The following is a 20,157-nucleotide window of genomic DNA, read 5'->3' as shown; positions in this document are numbered from 1 at the left end:
TGAGAGTATGAAATACGATAGTCGACACGACCGCACCGAACTGCTCGATCCGCCGCGGCGCATCCTGTTTCACATCAACGATTTCGGCAAGGGCGGCACGGAAACGTCGCTGCTCGCGTGGTTGAAAACGCTCGACCGGCAGCTCTTTGCGCCCAGCGTGTGTGTCACCTATCCCACTGACGAATTGCTGTTCTGGCGCGCCCATTCGATTCCCGACGACGTGCCCGTGCACGTGCTGGCGGCGTCGAAGTGGATGCACTCGCTGCACGAGACGCGCCGCCAGGGCAAGCTCGGCGCCCCGCTCAAGCTGCTGCACAAGGTGCTCACCTATGGCCTGATCCGGCCCCTCGCAGGAATGCGTTTTCGGCAGCTCGTGCGCGATCACGATATCGTCTGCGACTTCGATTTCTCGCTGCGCCACCTGGCTGGCGCGGGCAAGGTGCCGTGGTTCGGCGTGAGTCATTTCAGTCTCGCTACGCGCCTCGGCGACAAGAGCGCGCGCTACCTCGCGCGCCGCGTCAAGCAATATTCCCGCTATGCCGCCATTGCCGTGCTGACGCCCGACATGTTGCGCGAAGCCCAGCAGCTGTTCCCGGCCGATCGCGTGAATCTGGTGGAGCTGCCGAACGTCATCGACGTGGAGTCGCTGCGCCTGAAGGCGCGCAAGGAGATCGAGCGTCCGGCGGAGACTTTTATCGTCTCGGTGGCGCGCCTCGATGAAGGGCAGAAGGATCACAAGACCTTGCTGCGCGCGTTCGCCCAGGTGCGGGCGCAACGGCTGAGTTCAGCCGACCTCGTGCTGATCGGCGAGGGGCCCGATCAGGCGGCGCTCGAGCAACTGGCCGTCGAACTCGGCATTCGCAAGTGCGTTCATTTTCTCGGCTTCTGCTCGAACCCGTTCCCGTACATTCGTCAGGCGGAAATGCTGGTGCTGAGCAGCCGCTACGAAGGCTTCGGCATGGTGCTCGGCGAGGCAATGGCGCTCGGCACGCCGGTGATCTCCACCGATTGTCCGACCGGCCCGCGCGACCTGCTCGAAGGCGGCAAGGCCGGCATGCTGGTGCCGATCGGCGATATCGACGAAATGGCGCGCGCCATCGAACGCCTGCATACGGACACCTTGTTGCGGCGAACCCTGGTGCAGAACGCACAGAAGAAAGTGGCGACGTTTGCGCCGGACAGCGCAAATCAGCGCATGCTGCTGCTCGCGCAGCAGATTTCCGGCCGCGACGGTCCTGCGGGCCTCGCGTGGAACGGGCGCGACTCGGCGGTGGCCGGGCGCCTGCCTTAGGCCTTACGTCGTCGGCCTTCGTGGGCCGGATGCCCCGGGCGGCGGCTTATACGCCGCCTGTCACCAGTGAGAGCACCGAGAGGTCCGGATGCGTGCCGTCGACGATACTGCGTCCGGCATGCACCGCCTCGTAGCACGCGTCTTCTAGGCTGGCAAACCATTCCTCGCCGCCCGCATGGAACGGCACCACGTGCCCGGGAATCGCCGGATCGGCGCCTGGGTGGCAAACGTAGCCGAGGTACGTGAAACGGTTCCGGCCGGGCGGCGCGTCGGGCTCTGTAGGGCGCGGCGACAGATGGATTTCGAAGCCTTCGTATTCAACCATTTGCCAGGCATGGGTTTCATCGGACATGGTTGTCTCCATTCGGGCCGTGCAGCCGCCCGAGCGACCGGGTCCGGTGATCGCGCCGGTAGTGCGCGCCGAGGATCATGACTCCGGTGACGATCACCACCAATCCCACTACGATGCTGACCATTGATTCCGCCATGGCAGCCTCCATCCATTTCCACTGCATGCCAAAAGTCTAGGTGATTTGCACGGAAAGCGGAGGGCAGCGGCCCGGCCGCCCGCGCCTTTTTACGGTTTGACGACGCCCAGTTGCTTGAGCAGCGTCAGGTTGTCTTCCAGATGCCAGTTTTCGACGATGCGGCCGTCCTCTACCCGGTACAGATCGAAGGCCTGAAAGTCGACGGTCTGGCCCGTGCCTTTGAGGTTCTGGAACTGTCCGGTGAAATGTCCGCGGAAATGCAGATGGACTGCGGCGCGGTCGCCGGAGACGACCAGATCGTCGATTTCGGCGCTCAGATCCGGCACGGCGGTACGAAAGCCTTTCGAAGCCGCCAGCGGCCCGCTGGGGCCCTGCGGGCGACCGTCCGGCAGGGTGCGGTCCACGAAGTCCGGCGACAGCGCGAGACGGGCATAGACTTCGTCGCCGGTGTTCCAGAAGGCGGCGTAGCGGCGTGCCGTCAGGACCACCTGCGCCGCGCTGGGCGAGCCGGCGTCGGCTGAGACGTGGTGCGGCACGGGCAAGGCTTCATCGGTGGCAGCGCTTGCGCTGCCCGTGCCGAGCAGGGCGCTGGCGTAGACCGCGCCGGCGAGCGCAACGCGGATAGCTGGAGAAAGCAGAGTAGACATGGACGGCTCCGTTCAAGAGTGGGTTCGGGGTTGAAACTGGCCGTATTCTCGATGCGGACCGCGCCGGCTGAGAATGGGTTTGGCGGTTGAAGGCGTGTCCCAACGGATTTGATAATCGCAAGCGGTGGGGACTCGCTGCGCGCGGGTGCTGCGGGCGTGTGTGTGCTGTGGCCGGTCCTCGTGAGCCTGCCTCGCCGCGGTGTTTGCAATTACCGTAGTTATGCTAATCAATGGCGCGAAGGCCGTCCGCGCTCGGGTAGCGGCAGGCTACGCCGCTTCACCGATACACCGCAATTGTTCGCTGCGTGCATTGCGATCCCTCGCGGCGGCGAGTGTCGTATAGAATGATGCGCTTTGCCCGTACGCCCATGTGGTTCAAAAACCTTCAGCTTCATCGTCTCCCCGTTCCGTGGTCCGTCACCCCCGAGCAGATGGACAAGTGGCTCGCGCCGCACGCGTTCCAGCCGGGCAGCAGCGTCGAGATGCAGACGCAGGGATGGGCGTCGCCGCGCGATAACGACTCGCTCGTCTACTCGATCAACCGCCAGATGCTGCTGGTGTTCCGCACCGAAAAGAAGTTGCTGCCCGCCTCGGTCGTCAATCAGGTGACCAAGGCGCGTGCGCTCGAGCTCGAAGAGCAACAGGGCTTCAAGGTCGGCCGCAAGCAGATGCGCGAACTGAAGGAGCAGGTCACCGACGAACTGCTGCCGCGCGCCTTCAGCATTCGCCGCGACACGCGCGTATGGATCGACACGGCGCACGGGTGGCTCGTGATCGATGCATCGTCGCAAGCCGTCGCGGACGAAGTGCTCGGACTGCTGGTGAAATCGGTCGATCAATTGCCGCTCGCCAGCGTGCGGGTTGCGCAATCGCCGGTGGCGGCGATGACCGAATGGCTCCTGTCGGGCGATGCGCCTGCCGGCTTCACGCTCGATCAGGACACCGAGTTGCGCTCGCCAGCGCAGGGCAACGCGACCGTGCGATATGTGGGGCATGCGCTCGATGTCGAGGACATGCGCCGGCACATCGAAGCGGGCAAGCAGTGCATGCGTCTGGCGATGACATGGAACGACCGCGTGTCGTTTGTCCTGACCCCGTCGCTGACCATCAAGCGCGTGACGCCGCTCGACGTCATCAAGGAAGCGAGCGACCCGACCGCGCACAACGACGACGAGCAATTCGACTCGGACATGACGCTGATGACGGGCGAACTCGCGCGCATGTTTGCCGACATCGTCGAAGTGCTGGGCGGCGAGCAGGGCGACGCGCTGCTGCACGCCGCGGCGGCCTGAAGCAGCGGCTGCAGCGGGCTCAATCAAGCGCGCTCTGTAAGCTGAAAGGGCTGCGCAAGCCGGCAGAAAGTCGCTCGATTTCTGCCGGTTTATTTTGTAACCAGGTGTCAATCCTGGCGTTGCTGTGGGGCTCACCGCAGCAGCGCAGAACCTCCGCTGCGAGGTGCCAGTACGCGGGCTCCTTCCTGCGCCGTTAGCTCGCCTTTGCCGGGCCGCGCTAGCGCGATTGCAGAAATGACAGGCTGCTGCCAGCCTCCGGTCATCACCCCTCCCTCATCATTGGCTAACCCTCGCAGCTTCCTTCTGCGAGGTGCGCTCACGTCTTGTTCGAGCGCACGCCGCATCGATCCGCGTCAAGCAATTGGCATACCGATGCGATGAAACATATTGATGCAGTTCTGCGAGGAACCGCCCATGGGGGCTTGTGTCGGACAAGCATCACGACCTCGCTGGCCACGACGTAACACGTTGAAAAATCGCGCTGAGCGCACGTCATTGAATCGCAGTCTCGCGTGACATAGGGTCTAGGGACGCAGCGTTTATGCAGTCCGGTTATCCACCCGCGCGTCCCGGCAATCTTTGCAGGTTACGGCCGCAGAGCAAACGGAGTTACCGTTCATGAATTCCCCCGTCCGGCGCTCGCTCGAAATCGACTTCCTGCGCGGAGTCGTGTTGATCGTCATTGCCCTCGATCATATTCAGGGCAGCGTCCTGTCGCGTTTCATGCTGCACAACTATGCGTATTGCGACGCGGCCGAAGTCTTCGTGTTTCTGGGCGGCTACGCCTCGGCTGCGGCCTACACGAATGTCGCGACCTATCGCAGCGAACACGCGGCCAAGCGGCGCTTCTTGCTGCGCGCATGGGAGATCTACCGCGCCTATCTGCTCACGGCCGCATTGATGTTGCTGGCGGGCGCGTCGCTCATGCTGTGGCACGTCGACTCGCCGGTGTTGGGAGAGACTGGCTGGACCGATCTGCTGCACCACCCGGTGGGCAGCTTGCTGGGTATCTTCACCTTGCGGCATCAGCCGTTCTTGTCCGCCGTATTGCCGATGTACACCCTGTTCGCGCTGTGCGTGCCACTCTCGGTGCCGCTCGCCAATCGGAGGCCGGCCGTCGCGCTAGGCTTGAGCCTCGCGGTGTGGCTGGCCGCTGCGTGGCTGGCGCGCGCCTTGCCGAGTGCCGATCCCGGAGGCTGGGCGTTCAATCCGTTTGCCTGGCAACTGATGTTCATGCTGGGCATTCTGTGCCGTCTGCATCCGGTGTCGCATGAGTTCCAGATCTCGAAGGCAGGGCGCTGGTTGAGTTGCGCGGCACTTGCGGTGGCGTTGACCTTCGCGTTCATCAAGCTGTGCCTCGAAACCCAGGCGACGCCCGGGTATATGAAGCAGAACCTCGCCGCGGTGCGCGTTCTTAGCTTTCTGGCCATTGCGTGGCTGGTGGCCCAGGCGGTCCGCATGCAGATGCTGCGGCGGATCGCCGAGCGCTTGCCCGCGGTGGTGACGGTGGGCAAGCAGGGACTCGTGTGCTTCGTCGGCGGCACGGTGGTGTCGATCGGCGTCGATACGGCTGTGCGGCTCGCGCGCGGGCCGGCCTGGTTGAATGGGCTGGCCGGCGACCTGCTGGCCATCGGTACGATGTTGCTGCTTGCGGTTGTCGCCAGCAAATGGAAGGCGCTGCGTGCGCGTCCTGCGCCGATGCGCGGTGCTGCGGTTGCCGTGCGGGTGGGGCGGCGCGACGGTTGAAGCAGTGGTCCGGGCGTTTCTCCATCATCTGATCGCAGAAGCGATCCAGCGCTTGCTCAAGGCGGCGTAGAGCCGCGCGCAACAGGCTCAATCACGTTCTCTTCCACCGGGAGCGGCAGCAGCACTCCCGATGCCGACGGCGCGCGCCGCACGCGGCCTCACTGCAATTCCATTGCAGCTTGCCGGGCGCGTGCTATATAACGCTGAAAGGCACTGCGCCGCCCGGCCTCGTTGGCACGGCGGCGCTCGATCACAGCGCTGGCATCCGGAGACTGACGATGGTTCGCCTGGTGATGATCCTGTTGGGAGTCGACTATCTTCGCACCCGCTGGCGGACGCTGACGACGCTCGGCTGGATCAGCCTTCTGGTGGGTATCGCAATCTTCATCGATGCGCTCGATAGCGCGCTGTACTTCCCGATCACGCCGTTCGCCTGTCTGCTCCTCGTCGAAGGGCTTGCCACGCTCGCGGTCGCGTGGACCGGCATGGGCGGCCAACGTACGCTGCGCTACGTCAAGGGCTTGGCGTTCTGCGTGGCGGCGGCCCTGATCCTCGCCGGGCATCATCACGGCAATTTCATCCTGTCGATGATCTTCGGCACGCTCTTTCTTGCCGACGGCCTGTTGCAGATCATCTCGGCAAGAGTGGTGCGCTTCCGGACCTGGCGTCTCGCGGTGGCGGGCGGCGTGGTTGAAATCGTGCTGGCGATATTCTTCTATCAGCCGTTTCCGACGCATTACGTGGGCACCGTGCCGTACTGTTTAGGACTCGGCCTGATGTTTGGCGGCTGGAACATGATCCTGCTGGCCTCGCGCGTTCGGCGCCTGTCATCGAACCCGGCGGTGGCCGCAGACGGCGCTGCACAGGCCGCCAGCGCGACCGCCGGGTCGCAGCAGGCGGCTCCCACGGCGCGGGAGTGGGATGGCCCGCCGGCCGCCGATGAACCGGCGCTGACCGTGCACGTCTGGACGCCGGTCGGCACCTCGAAGGGCGAAGCGCGCCGCCAGCCGATCATCGACCGCTACATTGCCGCTGTGGACCGCAACGGCGTGATCTCGACCGGCCACGCCGCCCTCGAGTCGCCAGACGGCGTTTATATCAGCCTCTATCCAGGCGTGGAAATCGACCGTTCGCCGGACGAGTTCACGCGGCTGCTGCGCGCCACACGCGAGAACGACGTACCCGGTCTGTTTCAGCCCGACTATGGGACGGAATCGAAGGCATGGTGCCCGTCGACGGTACAGGTGCGGATCCGCAACTACGATCCCGAGCGGCTGCGGCGCTTCTGGGAGACGTATCGCCAGGACACGACCTACAACCTCACTTACCGCAATTGCTCCAGCACTGTGTCGCGCGCGCTGGAAGCGGCGCTCGAAGGCGCGTCGGCCCGGGTATGGGGCCGTCACCGCGGCTGGAAACCGTTCCTGCGCGTGATCGCGACGCCCGAGTTGTGGGTGGCGGCGCAGGTGCGCAAGCGTGCCGCCACCATGGCATGGACGCCGGGTCTCACGCTCGACTATGCACGCGCGCTCAGCATGCTGGCCGACCCGCGCCCGTCGGGCTGGGTCAAGATGGCGCGCCTCGCGCTCGCCACGATGTACCGCTCGCGCCAGCAGTGGGCCGAGGAACAGAGAAGCGCGCCCAATGTGCATGAGGCCGAACGCACCGACACGGCAGGCCGGGGCGTGTAAGTCGCGCGATGAGGCTCGCCAGCGGCCCTGCGGCGCAGGCAATCTGACCCGATTCGGCTTCACCCAGTAAAGTCGAGCCGCATCAAGCACTTACGGGATTCGCCAGCGAGTTATCAACAGATTTGCAAACAGAATCTGTTGATAACTCTCCGCTTTCCACGCGATCTTACAAACCACCCTCAAATGAGTGCCTTGCGGCAAATTGGCAGGTGTATGCTGAGCCGGAGGATGTTTTCTGCGCAATCAGTCCAACCACCCTGAACGTTAGACGCGGCAACATAACGCCGGCGGCACATGCTGCCGGCCCTGCGGTTGCAGCAGGTTTTCATGGGCGGTAACGTGACCATCGAGTTGCTCCAGGCGGCTAGCAAGAAGATCGAGCCGCAGCGTTTGACCGTGCGGCACGTCAGTGTCTACCGGTATTCGGAGCCGGTGCGCTTCGGCGAACACCGGATGATGTTCCGGCCACGCTCGGGGCACGACGTTCGCGTCGTTGCCACCCAACTGGTCATCACGCCGACGCCGGCGCGGCTGCACTGGCTGCATGACGTGTTCGACAATTCGGTGGCGGTGGCCCGCTTTAGCGGCGAGGCGGCCGAGCTGCAGTTCGACAGCGAGGTGACCCTTGAGCACTACGAGTCGCCGCTGCCCGACTATGCGCTCGAACCCTACGCGGCGACGTGGCCCTTCGCGTACACCAACGAGGAAGCGTCGGATCTCGTGAATGCGCGCAGCCGTCAATACCCGGATGGCGAAGTGGATCAGTGGGCGCGCCGCTTTCTCGCGCCGCTCGGGCCGACCAGCACGATGAAGATGCTGCGGGCCATGACCCAGGAGATCAAGAGCGGCTTTCGCTATATGCGGCGCTCGGAAAAGGGCGTCTACCGTCCGGCCGATACCTTGCGCCACCGCAGCGGCAGTTGCCGCGATTTTGCGGTGTTGATGATGGACGCGGTGCGCTCGCTCGGACTCGCCGCGCGCTTCGTCAGCGGCTATATCTTCGTGCCCGATTTCGACACGACGCTCGGCGGTGGCGCCACGCATGCGTGGCTGCAGATTTACCTGCCGGGAGCAGGCTGGGTCGATTTCGATCCGACCAACAGCATTATCGGCAACCGCCATCTGATTCGGGTGGCGGTGGCCTGGAACTACTACCAGGCGTTGCCGCTGTGGGGCACGTGGCATGGCGCGGCGCATTCGTTCCGTGGCCTGCAAGTGGATGTCCGCGTGACAGAAGATGTTTGATGATCCTGAGTAAGGCAAGGGCGGTTCGATGAAATTGCGCGTTGGTTACGATCTGGTCTACGAGTGTGAGCAAGCCACTCCGATGCTGTTGATGTTGAATACGCATTACTCGCGCGTGCAGGATGTGCTGAGCGCCGATGTGCTGAAGGTCGATCCGCCGGTGCCGATCACGCAGTACCGCGATAGTTTCGGCAATCTGTGCAGCCGCATTGTGGCGCCGGCGGGGCGCATTGCGCTGTCGACTACGGCGGTGCTGGAGATTTCCCCCGAGCCCGAAACGGTCGAGGCGAACGGCTACCAGCATCCGGTCGAGGAACTGCCCAGCGAAACGTTGATCTTCCTGCTCGGCAGCCGCTATTGCGAAACCGATCTGCTGTCCGATCTCGCATGGCGCCTGTTCGGCAAGACGCCGCTCGGCCGCGAGCGCGTGCAGGCCATCTGCGATTTCGTGCACCGTCATATTGTGTTTGGCTACGGCCACGCACGGCCGACCAAAACCGCCTGGCAGGCCTGGCACGAGCGCACCGGCGTGTGCCGCGATTTTGCGCATCTGGGCGTGACCCTGTGCCGCGCGATGAATATTCCGGCGCGCTATTGCACCGGCTATATCAGCGATGTCGGCGTGCCACCGCCGCATTCCGCGATGGATTTTGCTGCGTGGTTCGAGGCTTATCTGGGTGGGACCTGGCAGACCTTCGACCCGCGTAATAACGTGCCGCGCACGGGCAGGGTGCTGATGGCGCGCGGGCGTGATGCTGCGGACGTGGCGTTGAGCAACACGTTTGGTCCGGCGAAGCTGATCGGATTCAATGTGCATTGCGCGCCGGAGGCCGAGCCGTTTGTTGCGCCGGTGGTTTGAGTTGGCGTGAGCGTGGCTGTGGCCTCGGCCCTGGCCGTTGCCTTGGTCGTTTGGGCCGCCGCGGCTTTCGTTGTGGCATGTGGCTGTCCTATACGTTTCCTTTGCATTTCACTGCGCGCTATTTAGAAATCCGATATGCCGGCGGTGCCAGAATCGGCGGATCAATCGACGAGGCACGATCATGGCAGGAACGAATATCGGTCAGCATGTCTCACCGGCATCCGAGGACTTGCCGGCGTTGCAACGCTGCGAGGCGTTGACGGCGCGGCGTGCTCGCCGCATACGTCTGCTCGTGCTGACGGTTACGGCTAGCGTGCTGGCGATCGTCGCGATTTCTGCCGGCCTGCCGTCGACGGGGCTGGCGATTTATCTGGCGGCTACGCTGCCGTTTGCGTTTTTCTCGTAGTTGTTCTCCGCTCCCCCGGGCCCGATGCGTCACCATCGGGCCGTCACTTCCCCCCTTGCTGCCATGAAGATATCGCCGTCCGCGAGGACGTTGATGTCTCTCGTCAGATTCAATTTCGGGATGCACTTTCCGATCAAAAATTTTCTATGGTCTCCTTGGTAATTTAATCGGGCCGGTAGTTGACGTTAAGTGACGGCCTGTTAGCGCTGTGGCGGATGAAATCCACATAACCAGGACGTTGGCGGAAGACGTCATGCGCGAACGGGAAGGGGACGCCTGATCTCAACTGAGAGGGGAAAGCATCCACTGGAACTAACCAACTAGGTTAATATTCCATGGAAAAGAGCACACCACATTGCAAGCTGTCCGTCGTCAAAGCATGGATCGAGGCAAAGAAGGTGCGCTCAACCGTCTCGGCGCTGGCAGGCGGCGGTGCGCTAGGATTCGACTTCGACGGGATACTCAGTGTCCTCATGGCGCTGACCTCGACCGACTTCTATAAGAGTATGACGACGTACGGCGATCATCGCTGGACATGGCCGAATCGGCTCGTACCAGTGCGGCGATGCTCGAGTTCAACAAGCAGGTCAATGCATCGACCGTCGATCCAGCCTTCATTGCTAGCGTTCGTAAGAAACTTGCACTGGACCAGCGTGAAGCTGCCGAGATCTTCGGCGGTGGCATCAATGCTTTCTCGCGTTACGAAAACGGCAAGACCAAGCCTCCGTTGGCATTGGTGAAACTGCTCAAGGTGCTGGACCGGCATCCGGAACTGTTGGCCGAGGTGAGGGCGGCGTAGCAGCATGCCCATTGATTGACCAGGTATTTTCGCTGGCGCGAAGTCGCACCCGTTAGCCGTGTCGCGATTGCCCCCTCATTGGCAACCCCCGCCCGGATATGGCATCCTTACGCCATGTACCCGATGAACCTTTCCCTGCTTCACGCTTGGTGGCGCTCCTGAAAGAGCGGCATCGTCACGTCTTTACTACGACCATGGCCGCTGCAGTCCGGCTGACATGGTGCTGTATTCCCGGTTAGCTTGTCCTGCAGCGGTGTTTCAAAAGAGCCCGTTTATGCAAGACAACACCTCTTCCCCGCGCCGTACCGTCCTGACCGGCGACCGTCCCACCGGTGCGCTGCACCTGGGCCACTACGTCGGCTCGCTGAAAACGCGTCTGGCACTGCAGGAAACGCATCAGCAGTTCGTGCTGGTCGCGGACACCCAAGCCATGACCGACAACGCGCATGACCCCGACAAGGTGCGCCGTAACGTCCTGGAGGTCGCGCTCGACTATCTGGCGGTCGGCATCGACCCGCAAAAGACCACCATCGCGGTGCAATCGGCGCTGCCGGCGCTGGCCGAATTGACTCTGCTGTATATGAACTTTGTGACCGTCGCACGCCTCGAGCGCAATCCGACGATCAAGGACGAAATTCAGGCGCGCGGGTTCGGCCGCGATATCCCGGCGGGTTTTCTCTGTTACCCGGTCGCGCAAGCGGCTGATATCACCGGCTTCAAGGCTCACGTCGTACCGGTCGGCGAAGACCAGGCGCCGCTGATCGAGCAGACCAACGAAATCGTGCGCCGCATCAACCGGCAAGTCGGCAAGGACGTGCTGCCGGAAGCCGAGGCGTTGATTCCGACCATGGGCCGGCTGCCCGGCGTCGACGGTAAAGCCAAGATGAGCAAGTCGCAGGGCAACTCGATTCCGCTGTCGTCCTCCGCCGACGCGATCCGCGATTCGGTCAAGAGCATGTACACCGATCCGAACCATCTGCGCGCGTCCGACCCGGGCACGGTGGAGGGCAATATGGTGTTCACCTACCTCGATGCCTTCGACGAAGATCGTGCCACCGTCGAGCGCCTGAAGGCGGAGTACCGAGCAGGCGGCCTCGGCGATATGGTGGTCAAGCGCCGCCTCGAAGAGCAGTTGCAGGCATTGATCGCGCCGATCCGTGAGCGGCGCGAACAGCTCGCGCGCGAGCCGGGCTATGTGTTCGACGTGCTGCGCGCAGGCACGCAACGGGCGAAAGCCGTTACCCAGGCCACGCTCGACGAAGTGCGCGCGGCGCTCGGCACGTTTTCGTTCGATGCCGTAACGCGTTAAACCTTTGGGTTAAAGCACCCTGCGAGCAACCTGCGGGCACGCCCTCCGTGTCCGCAGGTTCGGGCGTCGGCACGGTCATCAGTGCTCCATCGCGCGTACGGCTTCCTGCATCTCCTCCATCGACACATCGCGTTGATGCGTCGCCACGGACCAACGGTGGCCGAACGGGTCTTCGAGCTGGGCAAAGCGGTCGCCCCAGAACATGTCGGCGGCGGGCATCGTGACGCGGGCGCCGGCCTTGACCGCCTGCTCGACCACGGCATCGACATTCGTCACGTACAGGTGAATCGCGACCGGCGAGCCTTTCAGCGCGCGCGGTCCGAGCATTCCGCAGCCGGCCATTTCGTCGACCAGCATGAGCATTGAATCGCCGATTTTCAGGCATGCATGCATCAATTTGCCTTCCGGCCCGGGCAGGCGGAACTGTTCGACGGCGCCGAACGCTTCGGCATAGAACCGGATCGCTTCAGCGGCGCCGGCGCAAATCAGATGCGGGGTCAGCGAGTGCATTCCTTCCGGAATCGGTTTTACAGCGGCTGCAGACATGGTGTCGCTCCTCGGATGGGCGGGTTGATGAATCGGAAGTTCCGGCTGTTTTCAGCAGGGCTTCATCACCACGACGAGCGAGCCGACCGGGAATCGACACGGTCTGAATAAATTTTGTCGCCGAGGGCGACGGCCGGCTGCCCTTAGCCCACCGTCAATGCGAAATTTCTTCCAGCCGCAGCCCATTGGTCCGCGGCCCGAACACCCCGACCGCCAGCGCCACGACCAACATGCACACCGTTACGCCGAGGAACACACCCACCACGCCGAAGTCGCGCAGCAGGAAGGCAATGGTAAAGCCCGACATCATCGCGCCCACGCGGCTTGCCGAATAGACGAAGCCATTGGCGCGACAGCGTACCCCGGTGGGAAACAGCTCGGCCTGATAGGCGTGATAGCACACCGAGATGGTCTGACCCGCGAGACTGATGAGCACGCCGAGCAAGATCAGCGCAAGCGCGCTTCGCATCTGCGAGAACAGCAGCCCAAACACGATCACGGCAAGCGCCGCGCCGACGATCAGCCATTTACGCTGCACTTTGTCGGCGTACAGAATGGCGATGAGCGGTCCGACCGGCAATGCGATGGCAATCACGAACGAGTAAAGCAGGCTCTTCGTCACTGTGATGCCCTGGCCGATCAGCAGTGTCGGCACCCAGTTGGCGAAGCCGTAGTAACCGATTGCCTGGCAGAAGTTGAAGACAATCAACATGATCAGGCGTGAGCGATAGGGCGGTTGCCACAGTTGCGCAAACGTCGCGGTGGCGCGCCGCGGCTGCTCGGCGACCGGCGGTGGTGCGGGCAGCGCGGCTCCCGATTGCCGCGCCACCGCTGCTTCGATCGTCTGCACGACCTCGTCGCCTTCGCTCACGCGGCCTTGCAGCGCGAGCCAGCGTGGGCTCTCCGGCACGGCCCGGCGAATCAGCCAGACGATTACCGCGCCCGCTGAGCCGGCCAGCACCACCCAGCGCCAGCCGTCTATGCCGAATAGCGTCGTGGGCACCAACCACCAGGACAGAATCGCCGCCACAGGCGCGGCACTGAACATCACCGCCTGGTTGAAGGCCATGGCGCGGCCGCGCATCTGCTGCGGGACGAGTTCGGTGATATAGCTGTCGATGGTGACGATTTCGATGCCCACACCTATGCCGGTGATAAAGCGCCACACCACCAGTCCTTCCGCCGAGTGCTGGCAAGCCATGATCGCCGAGCCGAGCGAGTACCACAGCAGCGAAAACGTGAACACCGCGCGCCGACCATAGCGGTCGGGCAACCAGCCGAGTCCGAAGGTGCCGACGAAGAGTCCCGCGAAGGTAGCGGCGATGAATCCAGCCACGCCGTCGAAGCCGAAGAAGCTCGCAGTGGTCGCTTTCAGCAGGCCGCTTTTGACCATGCCGGGGGCGATATAGCCGGTGAAGATCAGGTCGTAAATCTCGAAGAAGCCGCCGAGCGAGATCAGGAACACCAGCATCCACAGATAGCGTGTGACCGGCAGCCGGTCCATGCGGGCAGACAGCGCGGTTGCCGATGCATCAGGGGCCACGGGCCGGGTGGCGGCCGGGTGCGTACGTGCCGCGACGATGGGCTGCATGATGTCTCCTCCCGATCGAAGTTAGCGCTTCAACGCTTACTCCGATCGCATGCAAAATGTTTGTTGGTTGGAGCCGCCGGCACGGGTTAGTTTTAGGATGCCTGACGGTATGGTTGAAGGTGCGACTGCCGATAAGCGAGTGCCAGGTTAAGAAGCGGCACGCCCCTTTAGCCGGGCGAGAATCTCCTGGGTGTGCTCACCCACTTTGGCGAGCGCCTGGCGCACGCCCGGGCGGCGGCCGCCCATCAGCAGCGGCAGCAGAACGACGTCGGTCGTGCTGCCGTCTTCGGTCTCCATCGGCACGAGGCCGCCGCTCGCTTTCAGATGCGGATCGTCGAGCAACTGATCGGGCCGCACGATCGGCGCATACGGTATGCCGTTCGCCTCCAGTTTCGGCGACAGCTCCTCCGCCCGATGGTCCTTCAGGATCGCGCCGAGCCGCGCCAGCAGTTCCGGCCGCACGGCAACCCGCAGCGCATTGTTGGCGAACTGCGGCTCGGCGGCCAGTTCCGGGCATTGCAGTACGTCGCACAGCGTGAGGAACTGCTTGTCGCTGACCGCGCCGATAAAGAGCTGCTCGCCGCCTGCCAACGTGAACACGTCGTAGACGCTCCATGCGGAGACGCGCGAGGGCATCGGCGGCGGCGGCTCGTGGGTCATCGAATATTGCTGCATATGCTGGGCACTGAGGAAGACGCAGTTTTCGAATAGCGCGCTTTGCACCTCCTGGCCCCGTCCGGTGGTATCGCGCTCGCGCAGCGCCGCCAGCACGCCGATGGCGCCGAACATGCCGCCCATGATGTCGTTGACCGAGGTGCCGGCGCGTAACGGCCGGCCCGCCGGGCCGGTCATATACGAGAGCCCGCCCATCATCTGCACGACTTCGTCGAGCGCGAGGCGCTTCTCGTACGGACCGGGCAGAAAGCCTTTGTGCGACACGTAGATCAGACGCGGATAGCGCTTCGCCAAGCTCTCGTAGTCGAGGCCTAACTGACTCATCAAGCCGGGGCGGAAGTTCTCCAGCATCACATCGCACTGACCGATCAGTTCAACCGCGGCAGCGTGGCCATCGGGCGTCGTGATATCGAGCACCACGCTCTTCTTGTTACGGTTGAACGAGCGGAAAAAGCCAATGCCAAGTCCCGGCAGCTTGCGCGTCTTGTCGCCGCCGGGCGGTTCGATCTTGATGACCTCGGCGCCCAGGTCGGCGAGGATCATGCCGCAGGTCGGGCCCATCACCATGTGGGTGAATTCGACGACGCGCACGCCATCGAGCGGAAGGTTGTTGGGAGTGCTCATGGAAACCTCAGGCGGAAATCTTAGGCAGAAATTCGAACGTTGGCGGGGGCGGCAAAGGTCTGTGGCAGACCCGCCCGCCACAATGCGCCGCGCAGCGTTTCGTCGGGCAACCACTGCGCGAGCCTGGCGCGCAGCGTCAGCAGGCGAGGCAGGTCGATGCCGGTGGCAATGCCCATGTCGGCCAGCATGAAAGCGAGGTCTTCGGTGGCGGCATTGCCGCTGGCGCCCGGTGCGTGCGGGCAGCCGCCGAGACCCGCAAGAGTCGCGTCGAAGCGGGCTACGCCGGTCTCCAGCGCGGCATACACATTGGCGAGCGCGAGGCCACGGGTGTCGTGGAAATGGCCGCACCAGAAGCGCTCGCCAGCCAGCTTGCGGGCCGCGCCGAACAGGCTGCGCACGGCCGCGGGGCCGCCATAGCCGACCGTATCGGCTAGGCTGACGCGGTCCGCGCCGGCGTCGAGCAGCGCCTGCATACAGCGCAGCACTTCGGCGGGCGCGACCGCGCCCTGCAGCGTGCAACCGAAGGCGGTGCCGATACCGCCTTCGATCAATGTCCTCGAGCCGGAAGCGTCGCGGGCGGCGCGGATGCGCGCGACTTCGGCGATCACTTCGTCGGGCGTCTTGCGCAGATTGGCGAGACTGTGCGCGTGACTTGCCGAGAGCGGCACGAGCAGCAGATCCGCCCGGCTTTCGAGGGCCCGTTCGGCGCCCTTGAGATTGGGCACCAGCACCGAGACGAAGAGCCCAGGGAGGGTTTTGGCAAACGCCACCAGTTCGGCGGTATCGGCCAGTTGCGGCAGCAGCCGGGCCGGCACGAACGAGCCGACTTCGATCTCGCGCTGGCCGGCCGCATAGGCGTCGGCGATCCATTCGATTTTGCGCGCGGTCGGGAGCACGGTCTGGATGCTCTGCAAGCCGTCGCGCAAGCCGACTTCGCGGACGACGACGTTCGAGGGGAACGGGGGCATGAGGGTGTCTCCTAAGTGCTGGGGCCTCACCAGTCTCTTGCGGCTGGCATTGTGCTAACTTGAGGCATTCCAGAACTTCTATAAAGAGGTATTTTGGAACCGTTAGGTTTCCCATCGGGAAACCCACAAACCATCCGGGAGACCACCATGCGCGACATCGACCTGAAGACGCTGCGCCTGCTGGTGGCGGTGTGCGAGCACCGCAACATGGCGCGCGCCGCCGAAGAAGAACATATCGAACCGTCGGCGGTCAGCAAGCGTATCGCCCAGTTGGAGAACGAACTCGGCGTGCCGCTCCTGACCCGTTCGCGGCGCGGCGTGCAGCCTACGCCGGCCGGTCTGGTGTTGCTCGAACATGCACGCAGCATGCTGTTCACCATGGAGCGGATCGCCACCGACGTGGCCGCGTTCAGCGCCGGGCTGGCCGGGCGCGTGAGCCTGTGCGCGTCGGCTTCGGCAATCGCGGAGGCGCTGCTGGACGATGTCGCCGCCTTCATGCGCGAGCCCGCCAACCGGAACATCAAGGTGGACATCGAGGAACGGATCTCGGCGGATCTGGTGCGGCAGTTGCGCGAAGGGGCGGCGTCGGTGGGGGTGTGCTGGGACAACGTCGATCTGGAAGGCCTGCAGGTGCGCCCCTACCGCCAGGACCGGCTGGCGCTGGCGGTTCATCCGGGGCATCCGCTGGCAAGCCGCGCGAGCGTGTCCTTCGAACAGACGCTCGGCTACGACCACGTTGGCCTGCCGCCGTCCACCGCCGTGCATACGATGCTGCAACGCGCGGCGGCCCGGGCGGGACACACGGTTTCGTACCGGGTGATCGTGTCGAATTTCGATGCGGCGTTCAGGGTTGTCGCGGCCAACCTCGGCATCAGCGTCGTGCCGGTCGAAGTGGGCGACGCGTATCGCCCGACGCTCGGCATCCAGTTGATTCCGCTCACCGACGCGTGGGCGCGGCGCCGCTTCGTGGTGTGCTACCGGGATTTCGACGCGTTGCAGCCGGCCGCCCAGCGCATGGTCGACCATCTCGCCGAGCGTGCTACCCGCGCGCAGCCCGTGGCATGACGGCGTAAATGCGGATGGCTGCACAAAAGCCGTTGTGATCAGATTCGCGTTATGCGCCGCTCATCGCTTGGCGGCTCAACCGGAGTGGTGCTCGGGAGGCGTTCCGGTTGCGGGTGTTGTCATTCGAATCACTGAGAGGGCGGGATAGCGTCATGCCAGATCGCAATGCCGAAACGCTGCTGCACGAGAGCGCGCTCGCCGCCGCGCCGTATGGCGCCTTCATCTGCGCGGCGGACGGCAGGTTCCGCTACGTCAACGCCGCCTACGAGCAGTTGACCGGATACCGGGCCGAGGAATTGATCGGCCGGCGCAGTTTCGATTCGCTGCACGATCCGGCAGAGCTCGCGAGGCGGCGCGCGGAGCTGCCAGGCGTCGGAAGCTGGGGCGTGGGTACGCCGGGCTCGGTCTCGCCTGGCTCCGTCATGGCCCCCACCCGCTACGAAAGCGAATGGACCTACGTACGGCGCAATAACACCCGCATCCCGGTCATGCTGGCCCTCTCGCCACTTTCGCCACTCCCGGCAGGCGACCCGGCGGTAGCGCCGAAACCTCACCGTGCCGACGAACCCGTCGCTTTCGATGACGGCGCTCGCCTCAATCCAGCCGGCTATGTGGGTATCGCAGTCGAGATGACGCGCTATGCGCAGTCAGAAGCGAGGCTCTGGTACGTGTCGCACCACGATGGCGTCACGCGTCTGCCGAACCAGACGCTCTTTGCCGAGCGGCTCGACCTCACGCTGACGCGCTGCCGGCGTGACGGCGCGAGCTTTACCGTGCTGCTGGTCGAACTGAACACCTTGCGCAAAGTGCGCGACGCGCTGGGCTCCTACGCGGCCGAACTGGTGTTGCAGATTGTCGGCGAGCGCCTGCGCAGCCTGATTGCCTACGAAGGGACGATCGCCTCGGTGAGCGGCACGCAATTCGCGTTGCTGGTCAACGAGACAGGTGCCGCAGCCGATGCGCTGGCGGCTGCGGCGCTCGCCCGCATCGCCGAGCCGATCGACTGCTCGGGCACACCGGTCACCATCACCGCAAGCTTCGGCAGCGCAGCTTATCCGGAGGATGGCGACGATGTGCCGACGCTGATGCGGCGGGCCCACGTCGCGCTGTCGGCGGCGAGCGGAGCGGGCGGCAACGTCGTGCGGCGCTTCTCGGCGGCGCTCGAGGGCCAGGCCGCGCGCCGCTTCGAACTCGAGACCATGCTGCGCGAGGCGCTCGACCGTCAGCAATTGCATCTGGTCTATCAGCCGCAGATCACGCTCGCGACCGGGCGCATCACCCAGGTAGAAACCTTGCTGCGCTGGCGTCATCCGGAGCGCGGCCTGATCAGTCCGGCCGAGTTCGTGCCGGTGGCGGAGGAAACGGGCTTGATCGAGCGGATCGGCGAATGGGTGATTCGCACCGCCTGCCGCGATGCAGGCAAGTTGCTGCGGCTCACCGGCAGCTTGCCGCGGGTGGCGGTGAACGTGTCGCCACAGCAGTTCCAGCGGCAGAACCTGCTGGCGACGATCGAAAGCGCGTTGCAGGACGCCGCGCTCGATCCGTCCTACCTCGAAGTGGAGATCACCGAGGGCGTCCTGCTGGGCGATACCGAGCAGGCGCTGCAGACGCTGCACGCGCTGCGCAAGCTGGGTGTCGACGTGGCGGTGGACGATTTCGGCACCGGCTATTCGAGTCTCGCGTACCTCACGCGCTTTCCGCTGAACCGCCTGAAGATCGACAGATCGTTCGTGATCCGAATGACGACCGATCCGCAATGCGCCGCGCTGGTCGGCGCGATCATCGCCATGGCGCACGCCTTGAAACTCCGTGTCACGGCGGAGGGCGTGGAGACCGAGGAGCAGGCCGAGCGGCTGCGCGAGCTGGGCTGCGACGAAGTCCAGGGGTTCTGGTTCGCGCGCCCGCTGAACCTGGCGGCGCTGCGCAACCTGCTGGAGCCGTTGGGGCATGAGTCGGCTTGACGGTTTGCGGTCCACTCTACCGTCAAGCAGACGAACCCGTTCGCATTTCCAGCCTGGCAAGAAACCGCGTCGTATGCTGCGCAACTTCGTCGCACGCTTCGTCGAGCACGAAATGCCCGCCCTCCAGCAGATGAACCTCCGCTTCGGGCACATCGCGCCGGTAGGCGTGCGCGCCTTCGATCGCGAACGACGGATCGTATTTGCCCCACAACACGAGGGTAGCAGGCCGGTGCTCGCGCAGGTACCGCTGCCACTGCGGGTAGCTTTCGACATTGGTCCGATAGTCGTAAAAGAGCTCGGTCTGGATGTCGATCTGGCCGGGGCGCGACAGAAACGCAAACTCGTCGTGCCAGCTATCCGGATCGTAGCGCTCGGGATGCGGGCTGCGGCCGACATGGCGCAACCGGGTCGCCTCGAACGACAGCAGGTTGGCGCGCAGCGCCGCTTCGTGCGTGGCTCGCTCGCGCCAGAACGCTTTGCGGGTCTCCCATAACGGTCCAAGGCCTTCTTCATGGGCGACCGCGTTCTGTACGATCAGCGCCGCGACGCGTTCCGGATGTGCGAGCGCCAGCCGGAAACCAACCGGGCCGCCGTAGTCCTGCACGAACAGCGCATAGCGGGTGAGTCCAAGTCGTTCGGTGAAGCGGATCATCACCTGGGCGAGCTGATCGAAGGTGTAGCGAAACGCGCCGGGAGACGGCGCGCTGCTATGACCGAAGCCCGGGTAGTCCGGCGCAATCAACCGGTAGTGCGGCGCGAGCAGGGGCATTAACGTCTCGTACATGCGCGACGATGACGGGAATCCGTGCAACAGAAGAATGACAGGAGCATCGGCACGCCCGGCTTCGCGGTAGAAGATGTCGAGTCCGTCGATGTCGACGCTTTGGTAACGCATGTCTGCGCGAGTGGATGGCATCACAGAACCTCCTTAAGGGATGGTGGGAGAGCGCGGCT

The 20,157-nt window shown here is 64.2% G+C and carries 18 protein-coding genes and 2 pseudogenes; 12 read left to right on the top strand and 8 right to left on the bottom strand.

From position 1 onward, the window contains the following. Positions 1–7: 7 nt before the first annotated feature. Positions 8–1,291, top strand: coding sequence for a glycosyltransferase (locus tag BLQ92_RS25855; RefSeq protein WP_090688254.1), 1,284 nt, complete (start codon positions 8–10; stop codon positions 1,289–1,291). A 46-nt stretch (positions 1,292–1,337) separates the two neighbouring features. On the opposite strand, the gene BLQ92_RS25850 is transcribed toward BLQ92_RS25855, so the two are convergent. The 3 genes from BLQ92_RS25850 to BLQ92_RS25845 all read right to left on the bottom strand — a co-directional run bounded on the left by BLQ92_RS25850 (position 1,338) and on the right by BLQ92_RS25845 (position 2,426). Then, positions 1,338–1,643, bottom strand: coding sequence for a hypothetical protein (locus BLQ92_RS25850; protein ID WP_090688251.1), 306 nt, complete (start codon positions 1,641–1,643; stop codon positions 1,338–1,340). Then, positions 1,633–1,779, bottom strand: coding sequence for a hypothetical protein (locus tag BLQ92_RS40160; RefSeq protein ID WP_175772598.1), 147 nt, complete (start codon positions 1,777–1,779; stop codon positions 1,633–1,635). Before BLQ92_RS40160 ends, BLQ92_RS25850 begins: the two co-directional genes overlap by 11 nt. A gap of 89 nt (positions 1,780–1,868) precedes the next feature. Further along, positions 1,869–2,426: an ester cyclase gene (locus BLQ92_RS25845; RefSeq protein ID WP_090688248.1), complete on the bottom strand. Its 558-nt coding sequence runs from the start codon at positions 2,424–2,426 to the stop codon at positions 1,869–1,871. A gap of 368 nt (positions 2,427–2,794) precedes the next feature. On the opposite strand from BLQ92_RS25845, the gene BLQ92_RS25840 reads away from it, so the two are divergent. The 9 genes and pseudogenes from BLQ92_RS25840 (at position 2,795) to trpS (ending at position 11,773) form a co-directional block, all read left to right on the top strand. After that, positions 2,795–3,718 (top strand): recombination-associated protein RdgC, encoded by a 924-nt coding sequence (locus tag BLQ92_RS25840; RefSeq protein WP_090688553.1) that lies wholly within the window; start codon positions 2,795–2,797, stop codon positions 3,716–3,718. 618 nt (positions 3,719–4,336) lie between these two features. Then, positions 4,337–5,464 (top strand): OpgC domain-containing protein, encoded by a 1,128-nt coding sequence (locus BLQ92_RS25835; protein WP_090688245.1) that lies wholly within the window; start codon positions 4,337–4,339, stop codon positions 5,462–5,464. A gap of 278 nt (positions 5,465–5,742) precedes the next feature. Further along, the gene (locus BLQ92_RS25830) at positions 5,743–7,155 is read left to right on the top strand and encodes an HdeD family acid-resistance protein (protein WP_090688242.1); all 1,413 of its coding nucleotides are present in this window, start codon (positions 5,743–5,745) and stop codon (positions 7,153–7,155) included. A gap of 327 nt (positions 7,156–7,482) precedes the next feature. Beyond that, positions 7,483–8,400 carry a transglutaminase N-terminal domain-containing protein gene (locus BLQ92_RS25825; RefSeq protein ID WP_090688550.1) on the top strand — a complete coding sequence of 306 codons (918 nt, stop codon included), beginning with the start codon at positions 7,483–7,485 and terminating at the stop codon, positions 8,398–8,400. Positions 8,401–8,428: 28 nt separating this feature from the next. After that, positions 8,429–9,259 carry a transglutaminase-like domain-containing protein gene (locus tag BLQ92_RS25820; RefSeq protein WP_090688239.1) on the top strand — a complete coding sequence of 277 codons (831 nt, stop codon included), beginning with the start codon at positions 8,429–8,431 and terminating at the stop codon, positions 9,257–9,259. A gap of 181 nt (positions 9,260–9,440) precedes the next feature. Then, on the top strand, positions 9,441–9,665 hold the full coding sequence (locus BLQ92_RS25815; RefSeq protein WP_090688235.1) for a hypothetical protein: 225 nt from the start codon (positions 9,441–9,443) through the stop codon (positions 9,663–9,665). 335 nt (positions 9,666–10,000) lie between these two features. Next, positions 10,001–10,135 (top strand): annotated as a pseudogene (locus BLQ92_RS25810) (mRNA interferase MqsR); the annotation flags it as partial. A 59-nt stretch (positions 10,136–10,194) separates the two neighbouring features. Next, positions 10,195–10,464 (top strand): annotated as a pseudogene (locus BLQ92_RS25805) (type II TA system antitoxin MqsA family protein); the annotation flags it as partial. Positions 10,465–10,738: 274 nt separating this feature from the next. Continuing rightward, on the top strand, positions 10,739–11,773 hold the full coding sequence (trpS, locus tag BLQ92_RS25800; protein ID WP_090688228.1) for a tryptophan--tRNA ligase: 1,035 nt from the start codon (positions 10,739–10,741) through the stop codon (positions 11,771–11,773). 78 nt (positions 11,774–11,851) lie between these two features. Here the strand turns inward: trpS and BLQ92_RS25795 are convergent, their stop codons facing one another. The 4 genes from BLQ92_RS25795 to BLQ92_RS25780 form a co-directional block, all read right to left on the bottom strand. Beyond that, positions 11,852–12,319, bottom strand: a complete 468-nt coding sequence (locus BLQ92_RS25795; RefSeq protein ID WP_090688225.1) for a VOC family protein — start codon at positions 12,317–12,319, stop codon at positions 11,852–11,854. 154 nt (positions 12,320–12,473) lie between these two features. Continuing rightward, positions 12,474–13,910, bottom strand: coding sequence for an MFS transporter (locus tag BLQ92_RS25790; protein ID WP_090688222.1), 1,437 nt, complete (start codon positions 13,908–13,910; stop codon positions 12,474–12,476). A 147-nt stretch (positions 13,911–14,057) separates the two neighbouring features. Then, on the bottom strand, positions 14,058–15,209 hold the full coding sequence (locus tag BLQ92_RS25785) for a CaiB/BaiF CoA transferase family protein (protein WP_090688219.1): 1,152 nt from the start codon (positions 15,207–15,209) through the stop codon (positions 14,058–14,060). 20 nt (positions 15,210–15,229) lie between these two features. Further along, positions 15,230–16,177 (bottom strand): hydroxymethylglutaryl-CoA lyase, encoded by a 948-nt coding sequence (locus BLQ92_RS25780; RefSeq protein ID WP_090688216.1) that lies wholly within the window; start codon positions 16,175–16,177, stop codon positions 15,230–15,232. Positions 16,178–16,324: 147 nt separating this feature from the next. Here BLQ92_RS25780 and BLQ92_RS25775 point away from each other — a divergent pair, with 147 nt between their 5' ends. After that, positions 16,325–17,242: a LysR family transcriptional regulator gene (locus BLQ92_RS25775; RefSeq protein WP_090688213.1), complete on the top strand. Its 918-nt coding sequence runs from the start codon at positions 16,325–16,327 to the stop codon at positions 17,240–17,242. Between the two features lie 152 nt (positions 17,243–17,394). After that, positions 17,395–19,203 (top strand): putative bifunctional diguanylate cyclase/phosphodiesterase, encoded by a 1,809-nt coding sequence (locus tag BLQ92_RS25770; RefSeq protein WP_090688210.1) that lies wholly within the window; start codon positions 17,395–17,397, stop codon positions 19,201–19,203. Positions 19,204–19,225: 22 nt separating this feature from the next. Here the strand turns inward: BLQ92_RS25770 and BLQ92_RS25765 are convergent, their stop codons facing one another. Continuing rightward, on the bottom strand, positions 19,226–20,119 hold the full coding sequence (locus BLQ92_RS25765; protein WP_090688207.1) for an alpha/beta fold hydrolase: 894 nt from the start codon (positions 20,117–20,119) through the stop codon (positions 19,226–19,228). Between the last annotated feature and the right edge of the window lie 38 nt (positions 20,120–20,157).

The organism is Paraburkholderia phenazinium (assembly GCF_900100735.1).
Classification (GTDB): domain Bacteria; phylum Pseudomonadota; class Gammaproteobacteria; order Burkholderiales; family Burkholderiaceae; genus Paraburkholderia; species Paraburkholderia phenazinia.
The sequence above is the reverse complement of the archived record's forward strand: the minus strand, read 5'-3'. Positions and strand labels throughout refer to the sequence as shown.